Origin of the sequence: Nocardia mikamii NBRC 108933 (assembly GCF_001613505.1) — a bacterium.
Taxonomy (GTDB): Bacteria; Actinomycetota; Actinomycetes; order Mycobacteriales; family Mycobacteriaceae; genus Nocardia; species Nocardia mikamii.
Map to the genome: position 1 here is coordinate 101,659 of NZ_BDCM01000007.1, position 24,564 is coordinate 126,222.

The 24,564-nt window shown below is 68.5% G+C and carries 18 protein-coding genes and 1 pseudogene; 8 read left to right on the top strand and 11 right to left on the bottom strand.

Features of this window, described 5'->3' with window-relative positions; translation table 11 throughout:
* Positions 1-56 precede the first annotated feature (56 nt).
* From purH to sucC, 6 genes are all read right to left on the bottom strand, one after another.
* On the bottom strand, positions 57-1,676 hold the full coding sequence (gene purH / locus NMI01S_RS09940; RefSeq protein WP_062995849.1) for a bifunctional phosphoribosylaminoimidazolecarboxamide formyltransferase/IMP cyclohydrolase: 1,620 nt from the start codon (positions 1,674-1,676) through the stop codon (positions 57-59).
* On the bottom strand, positions 1,669-2,292 hold the full coding sequence (purN, locus tag NMI01S_RS09945) for a phosphoribosylglycinamide formyltransferase (protein ID WP_062995851.1): 624 nt from the start codon (positions 2,290-2,292) through the stop codon (positions 1,669-1,671). The genes purH and purN overlap by 8 nt, the downstream gene beginning before the upstream one ends.
* An 86-nt stretch (positions 2,293-2,378) precedes the next feature.
* Positions 2,379-4,085 (bottom strand): cell division protein PerM, encoded by a 1,707-nt coding sequence (locus NMI01S_RS09950; protein WP_062995853.1) that lies wholly within the window; start codon positions 4,083-4,085, stop codon positions 2,379-2,381.
* Between the two features lie 154 nt (positions 4,086-4,239).
* Positions 4,240-5,355, bottom strand: coding sequence for a DUF5336 domain-containing protein (locus tag NMI01S_RS09955; RefSeq protein WP_062995854.1), 1,116 nt, complete (start codon positions 5,353-5,355; stop codon positions 4,240-4,242).
* A gap of 448 nt (positions 5,356-5,803) precedes the next feature.
* Positions 5,804-6,718 (bottom strand): succinate--CoA ligase subunit alpha, encoded by a 915-nt coding sequence (sucD, locus tag NMI01S_RS09960; protein ID WP_062995856.1) that lies wholly within the window; start codon positions 6,716-6,718, stop codon positions 5,804-5,806.
* A gap of 13 nt (positions 6,719-6,731) precedes the next feature.
* Positions 6,732-7,898 (bottom strand): ADP-forming succinate--CoA ligase subunit beta, encoded by a 1,167-nt coding sequence (gene sucC / locus NMI01S_RS09965; protein WP_062995858.1) that lies wholly within the window; start codon positions 7,896-7,898, stop codon positions 6,732-6,734.
* An 810-nt stretch (positions 7,899-8,708) separates the two neighbouring features.
* Here sucC and NMI01S_RS09970 point away from each other — a divergent pair.
* On the top strand, positions 8,709-9,827 hold the full coding sequence (locus NMI01S_RS09970; RefSeq protein WP_084512846.1) for a M23 family metallopeptidase: 1,119 nt from the start codon (positions 8,709-8,711) through the stop codon (positions 9,825-9,827).
* 241 nt (positions 9,828-10,068) lie between these two features.
* Here the strand turns inward: NMI01S_RS09970 and pcrA are convergent, their stop codons facing one another.
* The gene (gene pcrA, locus NMI01S_RS09975) at positions 10,069-12,618 is read right to left on the bottom strand and encodes a DNA helicase PcrA (RefSeq protein WP_084512838.1); all 2,550 of its coding nucleotides are present in this window, start codon (positions 12,616-12,618) and stop codon (positions 10,069-10,071) included.
* A 303-nt stretch (positions 12,619-12,921) separates the two neighbouring features.
* Between pcrA and NMI01S_RS09980 the strand changes: the two genes are divergently transcribed.
* On the top strand, positions 12,922-13,230 hold the full coding sequence (locus NMI01S_RS09980; protein WP_036505489.1) for a chorismate mutase: 309 nt from the start codon (positions 12,922-12,924) through the stop codon (positions 13,228-13,230).
* Positions 13,231-13,350: 120 nt separating this feature from the next.
* On the opposite strand, the gene NMI01S_RS09985 is transcribed toward NMI01S_RS09980, so the two are convergent.
* Positions 13,351-14,802 (bottom strand): NAD-dependent succinate-semialdehyde dehydrogenase, encoded by a 1,452-nt coding sequence (locus NMI01S_RS09985; protein WP_062995861.1) that lies wholly within the window; start codon positions 14,800-14,802, stop codon positions 13,351-13,353.
* A gap of 96 nt (positions 14,803-14,898) precedes the next feature.
* Between NMI01S_RS09985 and pgi the strand changes: the two genes are divergently transcribed.
* From pgi to NMI01S_RS10000, 3 genes and pseudogenes are all read left to right on the top strand, one after another.
* The gene (pgi, locus tag NMI01S_RS09990; RefSeq protein WP_062996066.1) at positions 14,899-16,551 is read left to right on the top strand and encodes a glucose-6-phosphate isomerase; all 1,653 of its coding nucleotides are present in this window, start codon (positions 14,899-14,901) and stop codon (positions 16,549-16,551) included.
* Positions 16,552-16,656: 105 nt separating this feature from the next.
* A pseudogene (locus NMI01S_RS09995) lies at positions 16,657-17,081 on the top strand (hypothetical protein).
* A 109-nt stretch (positions 17,082-17,190) separates the two neighbouring features.
* Entirely contained in the window at positions 17,191-17,961 is a 771-nt protein-coding gene (locus NMI01S_RS10000; protein WP_218020973.1) for an ArsR/SmtB family transcription factor, read from the top strand.
* Positions 17,962-17,982: 21 nt separating this feature from the next.
* Here the strand turns inward: NMI01S_RS10000 and NMI01S_RS10005 are convergent, their stop codons facing one another.
* Both NMI01S_RS10005 and NMI01S_RS10010 read right to left on the bottom strand, forming a co-directional pair.
* The gene (locus tag NMI01S_RS10005; protein ID WP_062995863.1) at positions 17,983-19,602 is read right to left on the bottom strand and encodes an acyl-CoA dehydrogenase family protein; all 1,620 of its coding nucleotides are present in this window, start codon (positions 19,600-19,602) and stop codon (positions 17,983-17,985) included.
* A 10-nt stretch (positions 19,603-19,612) separates the two neighbouring features.
* Entirely contained in the window at positions 19,613-20,209 is a 597-nt protein-coding gene (locus NMI01S_RS10010) for a TetR/AcrR family transcriptional regulator (RefSeq protein WP_062964864.1), read from the bottom strand.
* A gap of 53 nt (positions 20,210-20,262) precedes the next feature.
* Here NMI01S_RS10010 and NMI01S_RS10015 point away from each other — a divergent pair, with 53 nt between their 5' ends.
* Positions 20,263-21,036: a crotonase/enoyl-CoA hydratase family protein gene (locus tag NMI01S_RS10015; RefSeq protein ID WP_062995865.1), complete on the top strand. Its 774-nt coding sequence runs from the start codon at positions 20,263-20,265 to the stop codon at positions 21,034-21,036.
* A gap of 6 nt (positions 21,037-21,042) precedes the next feature.
* Complete coding sequence (locus NMI01S_RS10020; protein WP_062995867.1) at positions 21,043-22,269, top strand: hypothetical protein; 1,227 nt, start codon at positions 21,043-21,045, stop codon at positions 22,267-22,269.
* A 27-nt stretch (positions 22,270-22,296) separates the two neighbouring features.
* Here NMI01S_RS10020 and NMI01S_RS10025 read toward each other — a convergent pair whose 3' ends face one another.
* Positions 22,297-23,013 carry a pyridoxamine 5'-phosphate oxidase family protein gene (locus NMI01S_RS10025; protein ID WP_062995870.1) on the bottom strand — a complete coding sequence of 239 codons (717 nt, stop codon included), beginning with the start codon at positions 23,011-23,013 and terminating at the stop codon, positions 22,297-22,299.
* 89 nt (positions 23,014-23,102) lie between these two features.
* Here NMI01S_RS10025 and pdxR point away from each other — a divergent pair, with 89 nt between their 5' ends.
* Positions 23,103-24,497 (top strand): MocR-like pyridoxine biosynthesis transcription factor PdxR, encoded by a 1,395-nt coding sequence (pdxR, locus tag NMI01S_RS10030; RefSeq protein ID WP_245716805.1) that lies wholly within the window; start codon positions 23,103-23,105, stop codon positions 24,495-24,497.
* The last annotated feature ends 67 nt before the right edge of the window (positions 24,498-24,564 follow it).

Below are 24,564 nucleotides of genomic sequence, written 5' to 3' on the forward strand. Positions count from 1 at the left end.
GAACGACGTCGCCGCCCGCCGGCGCACCGGCGGACGGCGACGTTCGTGATCACCGATCAGTGCGCGAAGTGGCGCGCCCCGGTGAGATACATCGTGACCCCGGCCTCCCGGCAGGCATCGATGGTCAGCTGGTCGCGCACCGAACCACCCGGCTGCACAATGGCTTTCACGCCCGCGGCGATCAGCTGCTGCGGACCGTCGGGGAACGGGAAGTAGGCGTCGGAGGCCGCCACCGACCCCTTGGCGCGGTCACCGGCGCGCAGCACCGCCAGATGTACGGCGTCGACGCGGTTGACCTGCCCCATGCCGACACCGACCGAGGCGCCGTCGTGGGCCAGCAGAATCGCATTCGATTTCACGGCACGGCATGCGCGCCAGGCGAATTCGAGATCGGCGAGGGTTTCGGCATCGGCCGGCTCACCGGTGGCGAGCGTCCAGTTGGCCGGGTCGTCACCGTCCGCGTCGACGATATCGGTCTGCTGCAGCAGCGCGCCGCCGCTGATCGGGCGCAGTTCGACGCCACCGCGGCGCGGTTCGTCGGCGATCAGGATGCGCACGTTCTTCTTACGCTGCAGCACCTCCACCGCGCCGTCGGCATAGCCGGGGGCCACGATGACCTCGGTGAAGATCTCGGCCACCTGTTCGGCCATCTCGACGGTGACCTCGCGGTTGGCCGCGATCACGCCACCGAACGCGCTCACCGGGTCACACGCGTGCGCCTTGCGGTGTGCCTCGGCGATATCGGCGCCGACCGCGATGCCGCACGGATTGGCGTGCTTCACGATGGCCACCGCGGGTTCGGCGTGGTCCCACGCGGCCCGCCAGGCGGCGTCGGCATCGGTGTAGTTGTTGTACGACATCTCCTTGCCGTGCACCTGCTTCGCCTGCGCGAGCCCGGCCGGGGCGGAGTCGTTGCGATACAGCGCGGCGGCCTGGTGCGGATTCTCGCCGTAGCGCAGCACCGCGTCGCGGGTCCACACGCCGCCCATCCACGACGGGAACTGCTCGCCCGCAGCCGAATCCGCGGCGTCCTCGGCGGTCAGCACGTTGGTCATCCAGCTCGCGACCGCGACGTCGTAGCTCGCGGTGTGCTGGAAAGCCTTGGCGGCCAGCACGGTTCGCTCGGCCAGGGTGAAACCGCCGCCGCGCACCGCGGCCAGCACCTCGTCGTAGTCGCCGGTGTCGACCACGACCGCGACCGAGGGATGGTTCTTCGCCGCGGCGCGCACCATCGACGGGCCGCCGATATCGATCTGCTCGACGCATTCGTCCGGAGTGGCGCCACTGGCGACGGTCTGCGTGAACGGATACAGGTTCACCACCACCAGCTGGAACGCCTCGACGCGCAGCTCCACCAGCTGATCGAGGTGCTCCTGCTTGCGGGTGTCGGCGAGAATGCCGGCGTGCACGCGGGGGTGCAGCGTCTTCACCCGGCCGTCGAGGGTCTCCGGAAAACCGGTGAGGTCTTCGACCTTCGTCACCGGAATGCCGGCGTCGGCGATGCGGGCGGCGGTCGAGCCGGTCGACACCAGCTCGACGCCGGCGTCGTTCAGCCCGGTGGCCAGCTCGATGAGCCCGGTTTTGTCATAGACGCTCACCAACGCCCTGCGGATCGCCCTGCGTGCACCCGTGTCTTCGGGTCGTTCGCTGCGCTCACTCACCGGGGCCTCACTCATCTGGGATTACTGCCTTTCGTCCGTCGCAGACAATGCCTCGCGTGGCGACGGCGGCGACGGTGTCCGCCAGCAGCCGACGCTCCACAACTTTGATGCGCTCGTGCAAGCTCGCCTCGTCGTCGCCGGGCAGTACCTCGACCGGCTCCTGAGCGAGGATCGGTCCGGTGTCGACGCCCGCGTCGACCAGATGCACGGTGGAACCCGTCACCCGCACGCCGTAGGCCAGCGCGTCGCGCACGCCGTGCGCGCCCGGGAACGCCGGCAGCAGCGCGGGATGGGTGTTGATGATCCGGCCCTCGAATCGCTCCAGGAATTTCGGGCCGAACAGGCGCATGAATCCGGCCGACACCACCAGGTCGGGTGCGTAGGCCGCGACCGCGTCGGTGAGCGCGATATCCCAGGCGGACCGATCGGGATGGTCGGCGGGGGCTACCCGGAAGTCCGGGATACCGGCCCGGACCGCGTGCTCGGTCGCCGCGCAGGTCCGGTCCACGCCCACGGCCGCGATCCGCGCCGGATAGTCCGGCCGCTCGGTCGCCGCGATCAGCGATCGCAGCAGCGATCCCGTGCCCGAGGCGAGAACGACGAGGGTCGCAGGCGCGGTCGGAGGGACCAACTGGGCGGGCGGGGTGGTCAGCGCTCTACTCCCTGTGCGTCGGGGCTGCCGGAGGGCGGCGAACCCGAGGTCCGCCGGGTTAGAGCCTAACGACCGCCCCTGCCGGGGCTCTCCGGCAGGTCACCCTCTACCACTTCGGCGTCGACGATGTCGGAGTTTCCGGCGACGAATTCGGCGTCCGGATCGGCGCGCGCGGGCGCGAGGTCGTCGTCGAGCAGTTCGCCGTCGACCTCCACGACCTCGGTGGAGGCGTTGCGGCGGTAGGCCGGCCGCGGATAGTCGTCCTCGACGGCGACATCGTCCTCGAATTCGTATTCGACGTAGCGTGGGTCGTCGTACAGCTGGTCGATGTAGCCCGGTTCCGCGCGGTCGCCGCGGTCGTCGTAGTAGTCGCGATCGGCGGCGGGGTCGTAGCCGTGATCCCCGTACTCGTCCTCCTCGTATTCGTCACGAGAGTAGTCGGTGGGAAGGTACCGGCCGCGACGTCCGGAGCGCCCGCCGAGATCCACCTCGACCACAGCGGGCGGAATTCCGAGAAACCGTCGCCCGCACAGCAATCCGAGATATCCGGCGACGGTCAGCCAGGCGAAGGTGAGCCCCGCGGTGACCAGCACGCCCGGTCCGATCTCCCCGAACGATCCGACCGTGCCGCCGGCGAACAGACCCAGCAGCAACAGAGCGAGCGCGGCGAGCGCCGCCGAGAACACCGTCGCCCACGGACTGCGCACCTCGTCGGCCGATTCGCGCGCGCAGTCCAGGCCGCCCCGCACGCCGACAGCCGCCGGCACCAGCAACAACACCGGCCACCAGCCCGCCGCGGGCCCGCTCGGCACCGACGCGAGCACCGGCAATGCGGGCACCGGCGCCCCGGCGACCGAGAAGACGCTCAGCGCCCCGGCGCCGATGTGTACGTCCGCGCCGATCAGCACGCTGGTCGCCGCGATCACGACATTCGGCAGATAGGCCAGCGACAGCACGGTCAGGCCGACGAAACCCGCGATATCGCCCGCGGCCGCGTAGGTGTCACCGATCACCGACCAGTGCAGCACGAACGACACCAGCGTGAGGATCGCCCCGCCGAGCAGCAGGCGCCACAGCGCCCGCGCCGCCGCCCGTGCCCCGGCGAAAACCCAGTCCGGCAGAGCGGAGGCGATCCGGTCGCGCAGCGCATTGGGCCGGGTGGCGATCCCGGTGACCGCCGCGAGCAGGTGCAAGCCCCCCACACAGCAGAAGGCGGTGAGCGTCTCGGGCGACTGCAACGGCACCGCCGTCGCGGCATCCTCGGCCACGGCCAGGCACACGGCGGTGACCAGCAGCGGGCCCGCGAGCGCGGCGCCGACGATCCAGCCCAGATCGGCCCGCGAGGAGCGCGGCGAGACGGCATGCGCACAGTCGCGCATGGTCAGCCACAACACGCCCGCGGTCGGCAGCAGCGGCAGCAGCCCGAGCGAGGTCTTGCCGACCACGACCGGCACCTGATGCACGGCCAGCCAGCCGGCCGCGATCGCGCCGGACGCGCCGGTCATACCGCTGCCCGCGGCCATCAGTGTGATCAGCACGAGCGCCACGATGGCGACCACGGTGAAACTCGACGCCCGAGCCGCGATGACGAGCAGCACCTTGGCCCGCTCGGGACTCAGTGAGAGGAATACCGGATCCTCGGGTCCGTCGGCGCCCGTGCCGCGGTGACCGCTCCGCTGCTGGGACGCATCCGGGTTCGGGCGAGCCTGCGCCGGTCTCGTGCCGGCCCGCTGTTCGCGAAGGTCGGCCCATCGGACCAGTGCGGACTTCATAGAACTACCTCGCGGGATCCTGGTTGACTCGTCCGGTTGACTCGCCGAAGCACGACACGACCACCGACATGACAGGGTCTCAGCTGAAAAGGGATCGGCGAGTCAGGCGCGCCGTGAAAAGCGCCTGACTCGCCGATCGCCGCGTCGAGCGGATCTACTTCTGGTCGTCCTCGGGACGGAAGGCCTTGGTGGCATCGGCGGCCGGGTTACCGGTCTGCTCGCCACCGAACGGCTGCGCGCCGGGCTGGCCCGGCTGTCCTTGCTGGCCCTGCTGTCCGAAGTTCAGCGAACCGTACTGCTGACCGGACTGGCCGGGCTGCTGGCCCGCGGCGCCGAAGTGCTGGGTCGCGGCCTCGTCACCACCGGTCTGCGGGCGCTGACCGTAGGGAGACTGCGCACCTTGCGCGCCGTAACCCTGCTGCGCCTGCTGACCCTGCTGGCCGTAGGGCTGCTGGCCGTACGCGGAGGGCTGCTGACCGTACTGGCCCTGGCCGTACTGCTGACCGTACTGGCCGTAGGCGGCCTGCTGCTGACCCTGCGCCTGGGCCTGCCCCTGCGCCTGGCCGTACTGCTGGCCGTACTGGCCGTAGGCGGCCTGCTGGCCGGCCTGGGCCTGACCGTAGGACGGCTGCTGCCCCGGCTGGCTCTGGCCGTAGGAGGACTGCTGACCGTAGGCGCTCGACCCGCCGGCGCCCGGAGCGGCGGCCGCCGCGGGCTTCGCCTCGGGCGCGGAGACGATTCCGCTCTCGAACAGCAGCGCGACCACGGCCGCGGCGACCTGCACCAGCGCCAGGAAGACCAGGACCCAGGCGGTTCCCGCGGTCTTGTACAGCGTCGGCGTCACGAACGCCTGGAACAGGACACCGAGGAAGCCGGCCGCCGAAGCCGCCGCGACCACCGCGTTCTTGGCCTCCTGCTTGGGCAGCAGGGCGATACCGGCCACCAGACCCGCGAACAGCAGGAGCAGCAGCGGCGCCGTGCCGCCTTCCTGGAACAGGCTCATGCCCTTGTCGGGCTCCTTGGAGCTGTTCATCGCGCCCTCGTCGAAGGTCGAGAAATCGAGGAAGCCCAGGAAGAAGTTGATCACGCCCAGCGCGGCGATTCCAACGGTCAGGTAGAACGTCAGCCCCTTGGCGCTCAACGCCGAAAGCCCCGAACCGCCGCCGGTGCTACCTGTCGGCTGCTGGCCGAAGCTGGGCGCGGACGAGGGTGTGGGCGAGGGCGTCTGATTGGGCGCGTTGTACCCGGATCCCCCGGTCGGGTAGGACATGTGGTCGTCTCCTATCGAGTCCTTCATCGGCTTTCAGGCTGAATGCCCTTGACGCTACTGCACTCGAGCGCACCGGTCACGGCCACGACGCCACTGGCGGCAAGCTCGAGAATTCACTATGAACCGCATACCCGTCTCGACCGTGTTGTCACCGAAGACGATCGGAGGTATCGGATGGACGTTTCGGAAATGTTCTGCACGGTGGTGCGTGCGCTGGGCCTGTGCCACCTGTTCCCGGCACCCTGAACGACGGTTGTTCCCTGCCCACGACAACCGCTGCTGACCTGCCCGCCACAGTGAGCTGTGACCTGCCCACCTGACCTGCCCGTCACGGCGAGCTGTGACTCCCCAGCAGCGAGCTGCTGACTGCCCAGCAGCACGTCGTTCACCTGCCGAGATGAAAGAAGGCCGCCTTGTCGAGACAAGGCGGCCTTCGCAATACCTGCGATCAAGCGGTGATCGAAGCCTTCTCCAGGATCTCGCGCGCCAGGGCGGCGGTCTCGGACGGGGTCTTGCCGACCTTCACGCCCGCGGCCTCGAGGGCCTCCTTCTTCGCCGCGGCGGTGCCCGAGGAACCGGAGACGATGGCGCCGGCGTGGCCCATGGTCTTGCCCTCCGGCGCGGTGAAGCCCGCGACGTAGCCGACGACCGGCTTGGTGACGTTCTCCTTGATGTAGGCGGCAGCCCGCTCTTCGGCGTCGCCGCCGATCTCGCCGATCATGACGATGAGCTTGGTCTCCGGGTCCTTCTCGAACGCCTCGATGGCGTCGATGTGGGTGGTGCCGATGACCGGGTCGCCACCGATGCCGATGGAGGTCGAGAAGCCGAAGTCACGCAGCTCGTACATCATCTGGTAGGTCAGGGTGCCCGACTTCGACACCAGGCCGATCGGGCCCTTGCCGGTGATGTTGGCCGGGGTGATGCCCACCAGCGACTCACCCGGGGTGATGATGCCGGGGCAGTTGGGGCCGATGATCCGGGTCTTGTTGCCCTTCTCCACGTTGTAGGCCCACGCGTAGGCGGTGTCCTGCACCGGGATGCCCTCGGTGATGACCACGAGCAGCGGGATCTCCGCGTCGATGGCCTCGATGATGGCGTCCTTGGCGAACTTCGGCGGGACGAAGGCGATCGACACGTCGGCGCCGGTCTCCTTGATGGCCTCGGCGACGGTGCCGAACACCGGCAGCTCGATGTCCGAGCCGTCCTTGGCGGTGTGCGAGACGGTGGTGCCGGCCTTGCGGGCGTTGACGCCGCCGACGACCTGGGTGCCCGCCTTCAGCATCAGCGCGGTGTGCTTGGTGCCCTCACCGCCGGTGATGCCCTGGACGATGACCTTGGAGTCCTTGTTCAGGAAGATAGACATGTTCTTCTTGTCCTTACTTGGCCGCAGCCAGTTCGGCGGCCTTGTCGGCGCCTTCGTCCATGGTCTGGGCGAGGGTGACCAGCGGGTGGTTGGCATCGACGAGGATCTGGCGACCCTCCTCGACCTTGTTGCCGTCGAGGCGGACGACCAGCGGCTTGTTCGCCTCCGACCCCAGGATCTCCAGGGCCTTGACGATGCCGTTGGCCACCGCGTCACACGCGGTGATGCCGCCGAACACGTTCACGAACACGCTCTTGACCTGCGCGTCGTTGAGGATGACATCGAGACCGTTGGCCATCACCTCGGCCGAGGCGCCACCACCGATGTCGAGGAAGTTGGCCGGCTTCACGCCGTTGTGCTTCTCACCGGCGTAAGCGACGACGTCCAGGGTCGACATGACCAGACCGGCGCCGTTGCCGATGATGCCGACCTCACCGTCGAGCTTGACGTAGTTGAGGTCGTTCTCCTTGGCCTTGAGCTCCAGCGGATCGGTGGCGTCACGATCGGCGAACTCGGCGTGGTCGGGGTGGCGGAAGTCGGCGTTCTCGTCCAGGGTGACCTTGCCGTCCAGCGCCAGGATCTCGTTCTCCGGCGTGCGGACCAGCGGGTTCACCTCGACCAGGGTCGCGTCTTCGGCGACGAAGACCTCCCACAACTTCTGAATGGTCACCGCGGCGGCGTCCAGAACGTCGGCGGGCAGGTGGCCCTGCTCGGCGATCGAGCGCGCGAAGGCCAGGTCCACACCCTTGACGGCGTCGACCGGCACCTTGGCCAGGCGGTCGGGCTTGGTGGCGGCGACCTCTTCGATCTCCATACCGCCCTCGACCGAGCACATGGCCAGGTAGGTGCGGTTGGCGCGATCGAGCAGGAAGGAGATGTAGTACTCCTCCGCGATGTCCTTGGCCTCGGCGACCAGGATCTTCTTGGTGATGTGGCCCTTGATGTCCAGGCCCAGGATGTTGTTCGCGTGGGTGAAGGCGTCGTCCGGGGTGGCGGCGTACTTCACGCCACCGGCCTTACCGCGGCCACCGACCTTGACCTGCGACTTGATCATCACAGGCTTGCCGATTTCGGTCGCGATGGCACGGGCGTCCTCGGCCGAGTCCGTGACGCGGCCCTCCGACGAAGGCACTCCGTGCTTCACGAAGAGTTCCTTCGCCTGATATTCGAAGAGATCCATGTACTCACCGTCTCGTCTGCGTTGTTGTGACAACGACTTTGTTGGCGGCCCGTCGTCGGAAGCGGGTCGAGTCGGACTCTAATCAGTTCGATGTCGCCGAAATCAGCCGCATACAGCCTAAGTGGCGCAGGTCACGAGCGGGCATCCGGCCGGGCAAAACCGCTGGCCAAGGCTACTGGCGAGTAGCTTGCTGACACGCCGCCAGGTAGGGCGGACGATGGCCCGAATTGCCAGATTGACTACTACATAGTGTAGTTGTCTGTTCTCACTCGCGTGCCCAGTGGAACGTGAGATATTCCGCGTGCCAGACGTGATCAATGTCACAAGTACCCCCTTATCGAGCGGAGCGCTTGCCCACCTGCAATCGTTTCGTTACCGTCGATGCGGTCGATGTCACAGCCAGATCACAGGCGCGACGGGAATACTCGTCACTCGGTCACGAGGCCCAGCTGGTAGAACACATCGACAGACCCACCCGGATGAGGCCGCGTACACCGCACCGATCAGGAGGACGGCAGGCTTGTTGCAGCACAGTGCTCCGCAGGTAGCGAGCCGTCCTACCGGCGCACCGCGTCCCGCGTCTTCCGGATCCCCCGCGTTACCCGGTCTCGGAGTCCGCCGATGAGCCACGGTCGCCTACAACCTGGGCATCGGCCACAGTCCGCTCGCCGTTACCGCGGCGACGGAGAATCCCTCGACCAACATCCGTACTTCGGTGGTAACCAATCTTTCGGCGGTTACACCGGTTCCCGTTCCGAGGAGCCCGCAGCCCCGCCCGCGCACAGTATGCCGGGACGTGCCGACAGCTGGATGTCCGCCGGCGCCGGTGCGGCGGGCGCGACCGTCGTCGGCCTCACCACGACCGCCGGGAATGCCTGGGGGGCAACCGGTTCGGAGGATTCCGGGCAGTGCCGGCCCTGGGGAGCCCAGGCGCAGCCCGACGGTGACTGGACCGCCGATCCGCAGTGGCCGCGGACCGACGAATGGGCCGCCGCCGACCCCGGTTTCGACGACGGCCGCGGTGTGCACTACCCCGAGGGTCCCGCCGACTACGACGCCGCCCACTACGACGCCGCCGGCGAATACGACGAACCCACCGGCAACGAACCGTTCAACCTGGCCCGGCTGCGCAGCTCCTGGAAGCGTGACAGCGCCGAGGCCGACGAGGCCGGCACCGACGCGGAAGGCCCCCGGCGCTTCAGCGGTGCGCACCGCGTACCGACCCCGCCCGCCGCGCTCAAGGGCCGCGCCGCCGTGGTGGCGGTCGCCGCCGGCGCGGTGGTCGCCGCCGGACAGGCCGGAATGGAGTCCGGCAGTCAGCACCACACCGCGACCGCCGACTACGACGCCGCCGGTCAGGTCCACGAAATCGCGGCCCAGGCGGTCAGTACCCAGGCGGGTAATCCGCAGTCGCCGCAGGTTCTCAATGTCGCGCCCGTCGCGGATCTCAGTCAGTTCCAGGACATCCTGCAGCACGGTCAGGAATTCGCCGCCGGACTCGCGGCCCAGGAATCGGCGAAACTGCGCCCCCTGTTCTCCAAATTCGCCAACGGCACCTTCACCTCCGGCTTCGGTAGCCGCTGGGGTGTGCAGCACCTGGGTGTCGACATCGCCGCCCCGATCGGTACCCCGATCTACGCGGTCGAGGACGGAGAAGTGATCAGCGCCGGCCCGGCCTCCGGTTTCGGCATGTGGGTCCGCCTGCGGCACGCCGACGGCACCATCACCGTCTACGGCCACGTCGACACCGCCACCGTCTCGGAAGGCCAACACGTGCTGGCCGGCGACCAGATCGCCACCGTCGGCAACCGCGGCTTCTCCACCGGCCCGCACTGCCACTTCGAGGTGTGGCTCAACGGCCAGGACAAGATCGACCCCCTCCCCTGGCTCGCCTCCCGCGGCATCTCCCTCGGCCCCGAACGCGACTGACACCCTCGAGCGGTGAGCTGCCGAGAGCCGCTACACCGCTCTGCGACTCGACGTCTTCACCGACAACCGGCATGCCATCGCGCTGTACCGCCGCAACGGATTCGAATTCGAGACTGGGCCCGGCGACGGCGCCGAAGGGTTCCAGCGCACCGATCTCGACTCGGACGACCGCGTGGAACTCGTCATGGTCAAGGCCGTGGTCCCGGCACGCCGCTGAGCGCGAGCCCGCCGGGACGGCCGCTCAGAGCTTGACCAGGGTCCGGCTGTACTGCGGGATCAGGCGGATCTTGCCGGCGGTGCCGAAATCGATGGTGACCGTGGCGAGGGCGCCGAAGCCTTCGGCCGCGACCACGCGGCCGAGGCCGTACTTGTCGTCGCTGACGCGGTCGCCCACGGCGAGGACCAGGCCGGAGTTGTTGTGCTTGGCGGCGGGCCGCGCGGGGCTGCGGTCGCGCAGGCCGGGGCGCTGCTGGGACCAGCCGTCACCGCGGGTCCAATCGCGTTCCAGGCCGTCGTCCTCACCGCGGCGGCGGAAACCTCGTCCGCCGGACGGCGGAGTCGGTTCCAGCCGCTGCCAATCCATCAGATGCCCCGGAATCTCCTGCAGGAAGCGCGACTCCGGATTCGACACCGCCTGTCCCCAGCCGGAGCGCACCACCGCGCGGCTCAGGTACAGCCGCTTCCGGGCACGGGTGATGCCGACGTAGGCCAGGCGGCGTTCCTCGGCCAGTTCGGCCGGATCGCCCAGCGCGCGCATGTGCGGGAACTGGCCGTCCTCCCAGCCGGTCACGAACACCACCGGAAATTCCAGGCCCTTCGCGGTGTGCAGGGTCATCAGGGTGACCACGCCGGAACCCTCGTCCGGGATCTGATCGGTATCGGCCACCAGCGAGACCCGTTCCAGGAACGCCGCCAGGGAACCGGGGTCCGGCTCGCCGTCGGCCGCCTCGGGCAGCAGGCCCTCCTCGCGGGCGGCCTCCACATTGTTGCGCGCCTCGGAACTGAATTCCCTTGCCACGCTGACTAATTCGTTCAGGTTGTCCAGCCGGGCGCCGTCCTGCGGATCGTCGGAGGCCTCCAATTCGGCGCGGTAGCCGGTCTTGTCCAGGACCGCCTCGACCACATTGCCCACATCGGGGAATTCGGTGTCGTCGGTGACGCCGGCGGCGCGGATCTCGTCGAGCAGATCGAGGAAGCCGGCGATCGCGCGCTGGGCGCGGGTGTTCAGCAGTGCCACCTTGCCGTCGGCGGCGTCGCGCAGCGCGGCCGCGAAGCCGATGTCGCGCTGTTCGGCGTGCACCGCCACACACGCCTCGGCGCGGTCACCGATCCCCCGGCGCGGAGTGTTGAGAATGCGGCGCAGGCTCACCGCGTCGTCGGGATTCTCCAGCACGCGCAGGTAGGCGACCACATCGCGGACCTCCTTGCGCTCGTAGAACCGAACGCCGCCGACCACCTTGTAGGGCAGTCCCATGCGGATGAAGATCTCTTCCAGCGCCCGCGAGTTGTTGTTGGTGCGATAGAACACCGCGACATCGCCGTAGTTGTAGTCGCCCTGTTCGACCAGCCGGTCGATCTCGCGCGCGACGAACGACGCCTCGTCGTGTTCGTTGTCGGCGACGTAGCCGACGATCAGATCGCCCTCACCGGAATCGGTCCACAACTTCTTGTCGCGCCGATTCTCGTTGCGGGAGATGAGCGCGTTGGCAGCCGAGAGGATGTGCTGAGTGGAGCGGTAATTCTGTTCCAGCAGAATCGTTTCCGCGTCCGGGAAATCGCGCTCGAACTCCTCGATATTGCGGATGGTCGCCCCGCGGAACGCGTAGATGGACTGGTCGGCGTCACCGACCACACACAGCTCGCTGGGTGGCACCGCATCGGCGCGGCGTGCCGGGCTGAATTCCGGATCGGCCGCCGCGGCACCCGCGTCGGCGTCGGCGAGTTCGTCGGCCGCCGGTCGCACATGATGGCCGACCAGTTCGCGCACCAGCACGTACTGGGCGTGATTGGTGTCCTGGTACTCGTCGACCAGCACATGCCGGAAGCGACGGCGGTAGTACTCGGCGACCTGCGGGTGGCTCTGCAGGAGCGCGACCGTCTCGCCGATCAGATCGTCGAAGTCGAAGGCGTTGGCCGCGCGCAGCCGGCGCTGATATTCGGTGTAGACCCGGGCGACGATGCCGGGCAGTTCCGTCTCGTCGGATTCCGAGTCCGCCGTGGCCGTTTCGGGATCGATCAGCTCGTTCTTGAGATTGGAGATGGCGGTCGCGAGCAGTCGCGGCGAATACTTCTTCGGATCCAGATTCTGGTCGCGAATGATCATCGCCAGCAGGCGGCGCGAATCGTCGGCGTCGTAGATGGAGAAGTTGGAGTTCAACGCGCCGGGCAGCAGATTCGCCTGCATCCGCAGGATGCGCACACAGGAGGAGTGGAAGGTCGACACCCACATGGCGGCGGCGCGCGGACCGACCAGGTCCGTCACGCGCTCGCGCATCTCCGCCGCGGCCTTGTTGGTGAACGTGATGGCCAGGATCTGCCCGGGCGTGACGCCGCGTTCGGCCAGCAGATAGGCGATGCGCCGGGTGAGCACGGCGGTCTTCCCGGAGCCGGCGCCGGCCACGATCAGCAGGGGCGAACCCGCGTGCACAACCGCCGCCCGCTGCTGCGGATTCAGGCCCTCGAGCAGGCGCTGCGCCTGTTGATCGGCCTGCGCGGACCTGTCCGCACCTCGCGTTGCCGCCGTACCCACCGTTGCCGTCCCCGCCGCTGTTCCCGCCACCGTCGTCTCCATCGTCCATCCACGCTACCGGCGGCCACCGACATGCTGTAGTCCGGCGCGATCTCAGCGCATTCTCACCGACGAGAACTTTGCCTCACTTGCCCCACGTGGCAGACTGGCCACATGACCAGCGCGCTCACGACCTCTGCTGTTCAGGCGTACGAAGGTATTCGTAGTCGCCGATTTCGCACGTGAGCGCATACTCGACGGGGGACAATTCAAGGCCGAACAGGTCTGTTTCACGGTGGAGGAATCACATCGGTAACGGGGCAGGGCCGCACGCCGATCGAAGTTCTGACACGAGGAGAAGAAAGTATGAGCACCTCTACTGAGCCGATTGATCAGCCGGCGACCGGTTCCGATGCGACGTTGCCGAGTAGTGAGGCGGAGATCGAGAAGCTCCGCAAGGAGATCGATCGTCTCGACGCCGAGATTCTCGCGGCCATCAAGCGGCGCACCGAGGTCTCGCGCATCATCGGCCGCACCCGTATGGCCAACGGTGGCCCGCGCCTGGTGCACTCCCGCGAGATGAAGGTGCTGGAGCGGTTCAGCGAACTGGGTCAGGAAGGTCACACGCTGGCCATGCTGCTGCTCCGCCTCGGCCGCGGCCGGCTCGGCCACTGAATGCCGCATCGGCAGACTCACCGAGACCACGCGGCGATCGTCTCGACGAACTCCGCGACCCCAGGCCGCCCCGGGTGCTGATCCCCCGGGGCGGTCGTTTCGCATCCGGGGCCGGCCGGGTCAGGGCAGGGCGATGTACTTCGTCGACAGATACTCCTCGATCCCCTCGAAGCCGCCCTCGCGGCCGAATCCGGAGGCCTTGACCCCGCCGAACGGCGCCGCCGGATCGGAGATGACGCCGCGGTTGATGCCGACCATGCCGCTCTCCAGGCCCTCCGCGATACGCAGCGCACGATCCAGGTCGCGGGTGTAAACGTAAGCGACCAAACCGAATTCGGTGTCGTTGGCGGCGGCGAGGCCCTGCTCCTCGGTATCGAATCCGATGATCGGCGCGACCGGTCCGAACACCTCTTCGCTGAGAATCCGGGCCTGCTCGGGCACCTCGCACAGCACGGTCGCCGGGTAGTAGTACCCGGTCCCGCCCGGCGCTTTCCCGCCGATGCGCACCTCGGCGCCGCGTTCCACGGCGTCGTCGACCAGTTCGCTGACGGTGTCGAGCTGGTCCTGGTTGATCAGCGGGCCGAGGGTGGTCGACGGGTCGTCACCGGGGCCGAGTTTCACCTCCTGCATGGCGGCGACCAGTTTGTCGGTGAACTCCGCGCGCACCGAGTTGTGCACATGGAACCGGTTGGCGGCGGTACACGCCTCGCCGCCGTTGCGCAGCTTCGCCAGCATCGCGCCCTGCACCGCGGCATCGATGTCGGCGTCGTCGAAAACCACGAACGGGGCATTGCCGCCCAATTCCATCGAGGTGCGCAGCAGGCCGTTCGCGGACTTCTCCACCAGTTTCTTGCCGACCCCGGTCGAACCGGTGAAGGTGAGTTTGCGCAGCCGCGGATCGTTGATCAACGGCTCGGTCACCGCACCGGAACGGCTGGAGGTGATGACCGACAGCACCCCGTCCGGCAGCCCGGCCTCACTGCACAGTTTCGCCAGCAGCAGCATGGTCAGCGGCGTGGCCGAGGCCGGCTTGACGATCATCGTGCAGCCCGCGGCCAGGGCCGGGCCGATCTTACGGGTGCCCATCGCGAGCGGGAAATTCCAGGGTGTGATGGCCAGGCACGGCCCGACCGGCTGTTTGTGGACGACGATGCGGCCGGTCCCGGTGGGCGCGGTCTGGTAGCGCCCGTGCACCCGGACCGCTTCCTCGCTGAACCAGCGGAAGAATTCGGCGCCGTAGCGCACCTCGTTGCGGCTCTCCGGCAGCGCCTTACCCATTTCCAGGGTCATCAGCAGGGCGAAATCCTCGGTGCGCTCCACGATCCGCTCGTAGACCGCGCGCAGGATCTCGCCGCGTTCGCGGGCCGGGGTGGCGGCCCAGCTGTCCTGTGCGGCCACGGCCGCGTCGAGGGCGCGCACGGCGTCCTCGGGCGTGGCGTCGGCGACGTGCGCGAGGGGCTCTCCGGTCGCCGGATTCTCGACCGCGAAGATGGCGCCACCGGTGGCATTCACCGGCCCGCCGATCCAGAGTTGAGTGGGAACGGATTCGAGTAACTCGGTTTGCGACACCATGTGCTCAGGGTAGGCCGCGGTGGACGCGAGCGCGGGCAACTGCCGGTGGGCCGGGACTACCTGCGCGTAGCGGAACCGGTCTGTAATCTCGCGGGGGTGAGCAGCGACATCACCGCGACGGCGGCCTGGCGGAAACTGCACGATCACTATTCGGCCGTGGCCGACCGGCATCTTCGCGAGTTCTTCGCCGAGGATCCGGAGCGGGGACGCGAGCTGACCGTCGAAGTCGGCGATCTGCACATCGACTACAGCAAGCACCGCATCACCCGCGAAACCCTGGATCTGCTGCTCGATCTGGCGGAGACGGCGGGTGTGACGCGGCGCCGGGACGCGATGTTCGCGGGCGAGCACATCAACACCTCCGAGGACCGCGCGGTGGGCCATGTCGCACTGCGTCTGCCGCCCGGCGCCTCGATGACGATCGACGGCGCCGACGCGGGTGCGCAGGTGCACGAAGTGCTGCGCCGGATGGGCGATTTCACCGATGCGGTGCGCTCGGGGCAGTGGCGCGGCGCGAGCGGTGAACGCATCACCACGGTGGTGAACATCGGCATCGGCGGCTCGGATCTGGGACCCGCCATGCTGTATCAAGCCTTGCGCCACTACGCGGATGCCGGTATTTCGGCGCGATTCGTCTCCAATATCGACCCGGCGGATCTGACCGCGAAGCTCGACGGTCTCGATCCGGCGCACACCCTGTTCGTCGTTGCCTCCAAGACGTTTTCGACGCTGGAGACGCTCACCAATGCCACCGCGGCCCGACGCTGGCTGGTGGCGGCGCTCGGCGAGGACGCGGTCGCCAAACATTTCGTGGCGGTGTCCACCCATGCGCAGCGGGTGGCCGATTTCGGGATCGACACCGCGAACATGTTCGAGTTCTGGGATTGGGTCGGCGGCCGCTATTCGGTGGATTCCGCGATCGGGCTGTCGATGATGGCGGTGATCGGCAAGGAACGTTTCGCCGAATTCCTGGCCGGAATGCACAGTGTCGACGAACATTTCGTCTCCGCGCCGCCGGAGCGCAATGCGCCGATCCTGCTCGGACTGCTCGGGGTCTGGTACTCGAATTTCTTCGGCGCCCAGTCACGCGCGGTGCTGCCGTACTCCAACGATCTGGCGCGCTTCCCGGCCTATCTGCAGCAGCTGACCATGGAGTCGAACGGCAAATCGGTACGCCTGGACGGCAGTCCGGTGACGACCTCGACCGGCGAGATCTTCTGGGGTGAGCCCGGAACGAACGGCCAGCACGCGTTCTATCAGCTGCTGCATCAGGGCACCCGGCTGGTGCCGGCCGATTTCATCGGATTCGCCCGTCCCACCGACGATCTCGCGACGCGCGACGGATCCGGCAGCATGCACGACATTCTGATGAGCAATCTGTTCGCGCAGACGAAGGTGCTGGCCTTCGGCCGCACCGCGGCGGAGATCGAGGCCGAGGACGGTGGCACTCCCGATTTCGATCCGGCCCTCGTGCCGCATCGCGTGATGCCCGGTAACCGGCCTTCCACCGCGATCCTGGCGCCGCAGCTCACCCCGTCGGTGGTCGGACAGCTGATCGCGCTCTACGAGCATCAGGTCTTCGTCGAGGGCACCATCTGGGGGATCGACAGTTTCGATCAGTGGGGCGTGGAGCTGGGCAAACAGCAGGCGCTCGCGCTCGAGCCGCTGCTCACCTCCGCCGAAGATCCGGCACCGCAATCGGATTCGTCGACCGATGCGCTGATCCGGTGGTATCGCGGCCACCGCTGACCCGCCACCACGGAAAATACCTCGCCCGGACGCGTAATCGATCTCATGCCGGGAATGTGAGCAGGGCACTGCCATGGCCCGATGCCCCGTTGTAACGTCCGGAATATGACCTCGGTTGCACAACATCTGCTGTGGTTCCTGCCGATGCTGTGGCTCGGCATGGTGCTGGCCATCTCCTTCCTGGAAGCGCCGCTGAAGTTTCGCGCGCCGGGAGTGACGCTCGCCCTCGGGCTGGGTATCGGCCGGCTGGTGTTCAAGGCGCTGAACATCACCGAGGCCGTCTTGGCGGCGCTGTTGCTGATTTCGGCGGCCGTGGTAGGCCCGGACGGGGCGACCTGGGGATGGCTGATCGGCGCGGCGGTCGTGCTGGCGATACAGGTGGTGGCGGTCCGGCCGCCGCTGACCCGGCGTTCGAACCAGGTCCTGGCCGTGAGGACGGACCGCGCTCGACGGCGCACTACTGGTACATCGGGCTCGAGCTTCTGAAGGTGGTCGCGCTGATCGGCCTGGCCATCGCCGCCGCGCGCTGACATCGGCAATGACCACCGCGGCCGTATCTTGGCCTGCTCACCAGACCCGTTGACTTATGCAGGTAAATGCCTGCATAATTTTCCCGTGCAACCCGAACCGGATTTGGACGTGGCCTTCAAGGCGTTGGCCGACCCGACGCGGCGGCTGGTGCTGGATCGGCTTCGCGAGCAGAACGGGCAGACTCTGCGCGAACTGTGCGAGCGGGTGGAGATGGCGCGCCAGTCACTGACGCAGCATCTCGACATCCTGGTGCGAGCGGGACTGGTCACCGTGCTGCGACGCGGGCGGGAACGGGTGCACTACATCAATCCGGCACCTATCCACGACATCGAACAACGATGGATCTCCGTCTTCGACAGGCCGCGACTGGATGCGATCCGGGCCATCAGAAACCAGGCTGAGGAGTACGCCATGAGCACGACCGTGCCCACCTACGTCTACGTCACCTACATTCACGCCAGTGCCGAACAGGTCTGGAAGGCGCTGACCGACGCCGATCTCACCGCCCGCTACTGGGGACACGCGAATGTGTCCGACTGGCAACCGGGTTCGAGCTGGGAGCACCGCCGCGTCGACGGCTCGGGCGCCGTCGACGTCGTGGGCGAGGTGATCGAATCGGATCCGCCGCACCGCCTCGTGGTGACCTTCGAGGACATGCCGGATGCCGACCGGTCGCCGTCGCTGGTCACCTTCCTCGTCGAACCGCACCGCGATATCGTCCGGCTCACCGTCACCCACGAGAATCTGCCGAATCAGGAGATGCTGCAAGGCATTTCGAGCGGGTGGCCCGCCGTGCTGGCCAACCTCAAATCCCTCCTCGAGACCGGCGACGTACTGCCGCAGGCCCCGTGGGAGATGTCGAGCGAACCGGTGGGCTGAGCCGGATCGGGCGAATCCGGATCAGACGACGGCGCGCTGCAGGATCGCCTCGGTATCCACCCCGACCGGGAGGGTGCCGAAGGCGATCCCCCAGTCACCACCGAATCGGCTGGCGCAGAACGCATCCGCGACCGCGGCATGTCCGTGCCGCACCAACTGCGCGCCCTGCAGTACCAACGCCATCAGTTCGACCACGCGCCGGGCGCGGAACTCGATATCGCTGAGGTCGGTGAGCTCCTTGCCGATCCGGTCGATCGCGTCGTCGAGGTGGTGGTTCGCGCCGCGGGCCAGCGAAACCTCGTTGAAGTAGGCCTCGACCGTCTCCGGCTGACGGCCCATGGCGCGCAGGGCGTCCAGCGCCGCCACATTGCCCGAGCCCTCCCAGATCGACATCAGCGGCGCCTCCCGGTACAGCCGCGGCATACCCGATTCCTCGACGTAGCCGTTGCCGCCGAAGCATTCCAGCGCCTCGGCCGCGTGCGCCGGGGCACGCTTGCAGACCCAATATTTGGTGACCGCCAACGCGATTCGGCGCAGTGCCGCCTCGGCCGGGTCGGCCGCGGCGCGGTCGGTGGCACCGGCCAGCCGCATCATCACCGTCGTCGCGGCATCGGATTCGATTACGAGATCGGCCAGCACATTGCGCATGGCGGGCTGGTCGATCAGCTTGGCGCCGAACGCTTCCCGATGCCGTGCGTGGTGGGCGGCGTAGACCACACCGGTGCGCATGCCGGTCGCCGAACCGATCACACAGTCGAGCCGGGTCATGTTCACCATCTCGATGATGGTCTTCACACCCGCCCCCTCGGCGCCGACCAGCCAGCCGGTCGCGTTCTCGTACTCGATCTCCGACGACGCGTTGGACTTGTTGCCCAGCTTGTCCTTCAGGCGCTGCAGCCGCAGCGCGTTGCGGGTGCCGTCGGGCAGCACCCGCGGCAGCAGGAAGCAGGACAGGCCGCCGGGCGCCTGGGCCAGCGTCAGGAACATGTCCGACATCGGCGCGGAGGTGAACCACTTGTGCCCGACGATGCGGTAGGTGCCGTCGGATTGCGGTGTGGCCGTGGTGGTATTGGCGCGGACGTCGGAGCCGCCCTGCTTCTCCGTCATCGACATCCCGGCGATCAGCCCGGCCTTCGACGAGGGTTCGCGCAGGCCGAAATCGTAGGTGCGCGAACCGAGTAGCGGCTCGAAGCGGGCGGCCAGTTCGGGATTGTGACGCAATGCCGGAACCGCGGCATAGGTCATGGAGATGGGGCACATATGTCCGGCGTCGGCGATGCCCCAGGTGTAGAACTTCGCGGCGCGGGCGGCGTGCGCGCCGGGCCGCTCGTCGAGCCAGGGGCTGCCGTGCAGGCCGTGCCGCACCGCGACGTCCATCAGGTTGTGCCAGTAGGGGTGGAACTCCACCTCGTCGACCCGATTGCCGTAGCGATCGTGAGTGTGCAGCACCGGCGGGTACTCGTTGGCGAGCCTGCCCCACTCCTGCGCCTCGAAACTACCTGCCAGCGCGCCCAATTCGCGCACTTCGGCTTCCGCCCAGCCGGCGCCCTCGCGGTGCAGGCCCTCGATCAGGGCCGGATTGCGGGAGAAGTCGAACGGGGTGATCGGCGGGACCTGGTTGAACACTTCGTGGGTGGCCATATGAGTTCTCCTATTCGTGCGCGCCGAGGGCGCGCAGGGCGAAGGCGACGAGTTCGGGCACCACGGATTCGCTCTGCAACTGCTCGGCCAGCGGTCCGACCAGCACCTCACCGATGGCGCCCACCAAGGCGGTGGCGGTGGTGCGCGGATCCTGGGGCGGCAGTTGCCCGGCGCCGACACCGTCAGCGATCGCGGTCTCGAAGGTTTCGGCGAACGCCCTGCGGAAGCGCAGGCGTTCGGTGTCGACGCTCGCGTCCACGGGTTCGGCGAGCAGGACGTAGGCGAGTTTGGGATTCTTCAGCGCGCGCCCGGCGAAGGTCTCCACCGCGGCGGTGACGCGTTCGACCACACCACCCTCCGCCCCGGCCTGCGCGACCGCGGCGACCTCCCGGGTGACGACGTCCCGGAACACGGCGGTGACCAGTTCGGCCTTACCGCTGAAGCTCTTGTAGACGGTTCCGGTGGCGACCCCGGCCTCCGCGGCGACGGTGGCCATCGACAGCCCGGCGAAGCCCTGCTCCGAGAGCACCTTCATGGCCGCGTGCACGATGGCGCGCGACTGGGCGTCCAGTCGCGCCTGCACGGCGGGGGTTCTGCGGTACGCCACGCAAGAAGTGAATCACATATTCATTTCTTGACGCAAGGGCCGGGGCGGGCCGTATGGTCGAATTCGTGAGCGTACGAATCGAGCGCAGCGGGCCGGTCTTCACGGTGATCCTGGATCGTCCCGAGGCACGCAATGCCGTCGACGGACCGACCGCGCAGGCCCTGGCGGCGGCGTTCCGCGAATTCGATGCCGACGACACGGCGGCGGTCGCGGTGCTCTGGGGCGCGGGCGGCACCTTCTGCGCCGGGGCGGATCTGAAATCGCTGGGCACCGAGAAGTCCAACCGGGCGGCCGAGGACGGCGACGGGCCGATGGGCCCCACCCGCATGACGCTGTCCAAACCGGTGATCGCCGCGGTATCCGGCTATGCCGTAGCCGGTGGACTGGAACTGGCGCTGTGGTGCGATCTGCGAATCGCCGAGCAGGACAGCACATTCGGCGTGTTCTGCCGCCGCTGGGGCGTTCCCCTGATCGACGGTGGCACGGTGCGACTGCCGCGCATCGTCGGCCACGGCCGGGCGATGGACATGATCCTGACCGGCCGTGCGGTCACCGCACCCGAGGCACTGCAGATCGGACTGGTCAGCCAAGTCGTGGCCCCCGGCGAATCTCGGGCCGCCGCGGAGCGGCTCGCCACCGAACTGGCCGCGCTGCCGCAGACGTGCCTGCGGTCGGATCGGATGTCGGCACTGGAGCAGTGGGGGCTCGACGAATCGGAGGCGATGACTCGCGAGTTCCGCTACGGCTTCACCGCGCTGGCCGACGGCGCGCTCGAGGGTGCGCAACGGTTCGCCGGCGGCGCGGGCCGGCACGGATCGTCGGCCTGAGCGGCGATGGGCCGGCTCACCGTCGTCGACGAGATCTTCCTGCGCGCCCATCGCGGTCTGGGCACTCCCAGTGCGCTGCAAGGATTGTGGCGCACCGCCGATTCCATCGACCGCCGGCTGCTGGAACAGATCCACACCGCCCTGCGCGTCGGCCCGCTCGGCCGCCGTGTCGTCCGGCCGCGGGTGCCGGGGGCGCGGCCGTACTGGCGGCGCAACGACGGCGCTCATCCGTTGCGCATCGCCGGCGGCGGTATCACCACCGCTGATCTGCTGAGCTGGGCCGACGAACAGGGTTACGAGCTGGATCCGGAATTCGGACCGGGATGGCGGCTGTCCGCGGCGGCGCTGCGTGAGGGCGGTTCGGTGGTGGCGCTGACGTGTTCTCACGCCCTCGCCGACGGACGCGGCCTGGCACTGGCCGTCGACCACGCACTGTCCGGCACGCCGGTCACGGATTATGCCGCCCCACAGTCGGATTGGGCCGATGCCGCCCGGCAGTGGTCCACCGTGGCGTCCGGCACCGCGCGCGCCCTGCGCCACGGGGTACCGCGGGACTCCGGTGGCGGCACGGGCCGCAGCGCCGAGACGGCGGCGACCTCCGATGCGGTACTCCAATTTCCGGCGGCCGACTGGGAGCTGGCCGCGGCGGGGCGGGGCGGAACCGCCAACAGCCTTTTCCTTCATGTCGTCGCGAAAATACTGTGGGACAGCGGCTTTCCCGTTCCGACCATCACCGCCGCCGTGCCCGTCGACACCCGCGACGACCGCCGCGTCAACAACGACATGGCCATGACCGAAGTGACGGTCGAGCGCACCGACACACCCGCCACCCTCCGCGAGAAGTGCCGTGCGGCATACGAATACCGGATGTCCGGCCCGCCGGGCATGCCCGCGGAACTGCTCCAGGTGCTGCCCGCACGCGTGGCGCATCGGGTCTCCCGCGGCGCGGGCGAACGGGACATTTTGTGCTCGAATATCGGCACCCTCCCGGCCTCGCTGGCACAGCTGGGCTCCCATCGCTGCACCGGCGTCGCCGCCCGGGCCATCCATCCCGGACTGCAACCGACGGCGCTCCCCCGCACCCGACTCGCGGCCTATCTGTGCCGGATCGGGCACACGTACACCCTCGCACTGGTCGGCCTGGATCAGGAGCGGATGCGAACCTCCACTGCGCTGGCGGATTTCGCGCGCACGGTGATCGAGCGGCTGGAGGTGCCGGTCACCGTCTGGTGAGGACGGCGGACGTGAGCCCGAATCTCCTCACACCGACTGTGGAGCACGCTCGGTCCGTGCCGGATCCTCGCTCGGAGAATCCGTGCGCGCCCGCACGTGCGTGGGGATCCCACCCTCGCGTACGAGGTCGGGCGCCGGGATCGGGGTGCCGAAGGCATGGCGGACCGGAAGCAGACCCGCCCACGCGTCGCTGTTCAGGTCGGCGGGATCGTCGGAGGGATCGCCGGTACGGGTCTTCACCGAGGCTTCGGTGAGGTCGAGAGCCAGAACCAGGGTGGCCGCCAGTTCCTTCTTGTCGGGCGCACGCACGGTGTCCCAGGCGCCGGGGGCGGAATGTTCGACGATGGCGCGCAGCGCGCGCAACCGCTCCTCGGGATCGGTGACCTCGACCGGGCGCCCATGGATGACGGCCGAGCGGTAGTTCATCGAAAAGTGCATGGCCGCACGGGCGTACACGATCGCATCGACCAACGTCACCGCCACCGAGATCTCGCCGGTGAGGGCGGCGCGCATATTGCCGGCACCGGTCGATCCGTGCAGGTAGAGCGTGTCGTTCACCCGCCCGTAGGTGGTCGGCAGCACGACCGGGGCACCGTGCAGCAGCACGCCGATATGGCAGATCAGGCCGGCGTCGAGAACGTCGTCCAACGCCGCGCGGTCGGTCGCCGCGCGGTCCCGGTAACGACTGACCGTACTGCGGCGGGTGGGAGAAAGCGCAGGTCTGGGAACTGGCATGGCGGTCATGTGAACAGCATCGCGCGGCGAATGGCATGATGAAATGGCCAATACACCGGCTTTCGAGCAGTCCACTTCGAGCGGATCGGAGGGCAACCGTGGAGGAGCTGCCGCTCGCGATCGATCGATCGGACCGGCGTCCACTGTCGGTGCAGGTCGCCGACGAGCTGCGCAACGCCGCAACAGACGGACGACTCCGCGGCGGTGACCGAATGCCCTCCTCGCGAGCCCTCGCCGCCCGGCTCGGCGTCAGCCGCACCGTGGTCACCGCCGCCTACGACCAATTACATGCCGAGGGCTGGATCTGCGGGCGGCACGGATCCGGGACCTACCTCACCGCGGCACCCGATCCCGCCTCGAACCACGCGGCCGTTCAGGCGGATCCGGATTCCGCCGGGGAGCTGCTGGACCTCGCGCCCGGCGCCCCCTGCGCGGAGGCGATGGACACCGCCGCATGGCGGCGGGCCTGGCGCGCGGCCGGCGATCGTGGCCCCTCGGTGCGCAAAGAGCGCGCCGGCGATCCCGGCTATCGGGCCATGGTCGCCGAACATCTGCTGCGCCATCGCGGACTGCGCGTCGATCGACCGGCGCGAATCATCGCGACAGCCGGAACCAGTTCCGCCGTAGCCGAATTCGCTCGCGCGGTGCTGCGGCCCGGCGATGCCGTCGCCATCGAAGACCCCGGATACCAGCGCGCGGTCGGCGCCTTCCGTTCCGCCGGAGTCGAGGTGGTGCCGGTGCCGATGGACCGCGACGGAATCCTGGTCGAATCGATTCCCGCACATGTCCGCGCGGTGTATTGCACTCCGGCACACCAATTTCCACTCGGGGTACGGATGCCCGCCGGTCGCCGGGTCGAGCTCGTGGACTTCGCGCGGCGCACCGGCGCGGTGATCATCGAAGACGACTACGACGGGGAACTGCGCTACGACAGCGCACCGCTGCCCTTACTCGCCGGGCTCGCGCCCGACCTGGTCGTCCACCTCGGCACCACCTCGAAGATCCTTTCTCCCACACTGGGCGTCGGATGGCTGGTCGCCGCACCCTGGATCGTGGCGGCCGTACTGGAGCACCGCGAATCGACCGGCGCGTGGCCGGCCCCGGCCGGGCAGCTGGTGCTTGCCGAACTCGCCCGCCACGGCGATCTTGCCCGCCATCTGCGCCGATTGCGCCGGGAAGTGCCGCCCCGGCGCACCCTCACCGTCGCCGAACTCCGGCGCCACGGTCTCGATATCCGCGGTGACGACGCCGGATCACACCTGGTGGTTCCCCTCCCCGATGCGGTCGCCGAAAGCCGCGCGATCGAGCTCGCCCGCCGTCGCGGTGTCCTCCTCGACGGTCTGGCCCGCCACCACGCCGGACCTCGGCAGTCGTTCGGCATCGCGTTGGGATATACCGCCGTGCCCCGCGATGAACTGCCCCGCGCCCTCCGGATCGCCGCCGAATGCCTCGCGGCCGCCGCGCACGGAACGAACACCGATCCGAATCACTAGGCGAGTGCCCTCGGCGAACTCCGGATCCCGTGCGGCCCACTTACCAGGGCTGGCAATAGCAGCCCGG

Coding starts and splice junctions, on each gene's coding strand:
- purH (WP_062995849.1), bottom strand. CDS start 1,676: ATGAGTGAGGCCCCGGTGAGTGAGCGCAGCGAACGACCCGAAGACACG.
- NMI01S_RS10005 (WP_062995863.1), bottom strand. CDS start 19,602: ATGGCCACCCACGAAGTGTTCAACCAGGTCCCGCCGATCACCCCGTTC.
- NMI01S_RS09955 (WP_062995854.1), bottom strand. CDS start 5,355: ATGTCCTACCCGACCGGGGGATCCGGGTACAACGCGCCCAATCAGACG.
- pcrA (WP_084512838.1), bottom strand. CDS start 12,618: ATGGAGACGACGGTGGCGGGAACAGCGGCGGGGACGGCAACGGTGGGT.
- NMI01S_RS09970 (WP_084512846.1), top strand. CDS start 8,709: ATGTCCGCCGGCGCCGGTGCGGCGGGCGCGACCGTCGTCGGCCTCACC.
- NMI01S_RS09985 (WP_062995861.1), bottom strand. CDS start 14,802: ATGGTGTCGCAAACCGAGTTACTCGAATCCGTTCCCACTCAACTCTGG.
- NMI01S_RS09980 (WP_036505489.1), top strand. CDS start 12,922: ATGAGCACCTCTACTGAGCCGATTGATCAGCCGGCGACCGGTTCCGAT.
- sucD (WP_062995856.1), bottom strand. CDS start 6,718: ATGTCTATCTTCCTGAACAAGGACTCCAAGGTCATCGTCCAGGGCATC.
- NMI01S_RS10015 (WP_062995865.1), top strand. CDS start 20,263: ATGGTCGAATTCGTGAGCGTACGAATCGAGCGCAGCGGGCCGGTCTTC.
- NMI01S_RS10020 (WP_062995867.1), top strand. CDS start 21,043: ATGGGCCGGCTCACCGTCGTCGACGAGATCTTCCTGCGCGCCCATCGC.
- NMI01S_RS09950 (WP_062995853.1), bottom strand. CDS start 4,085: ATGAAGTCCGCACTGGTCCGATGGGCCGACCTTCGCGAACAGCGGGCC.
- NMI01S_RS10025 (WP_062995870.1), bottom strand. CDS start 23,013: ATGACCGCCATGCCAGTTCCCAGACCTGCGCTTTCTCCCACCCGCCGC.
- sucC (WP_062995858.1), bottom strand. CDS start 7,898: ATGGATCTCTTCGAATATCAGGCGAAGGAACTCTTCGTGAAGCACGGA.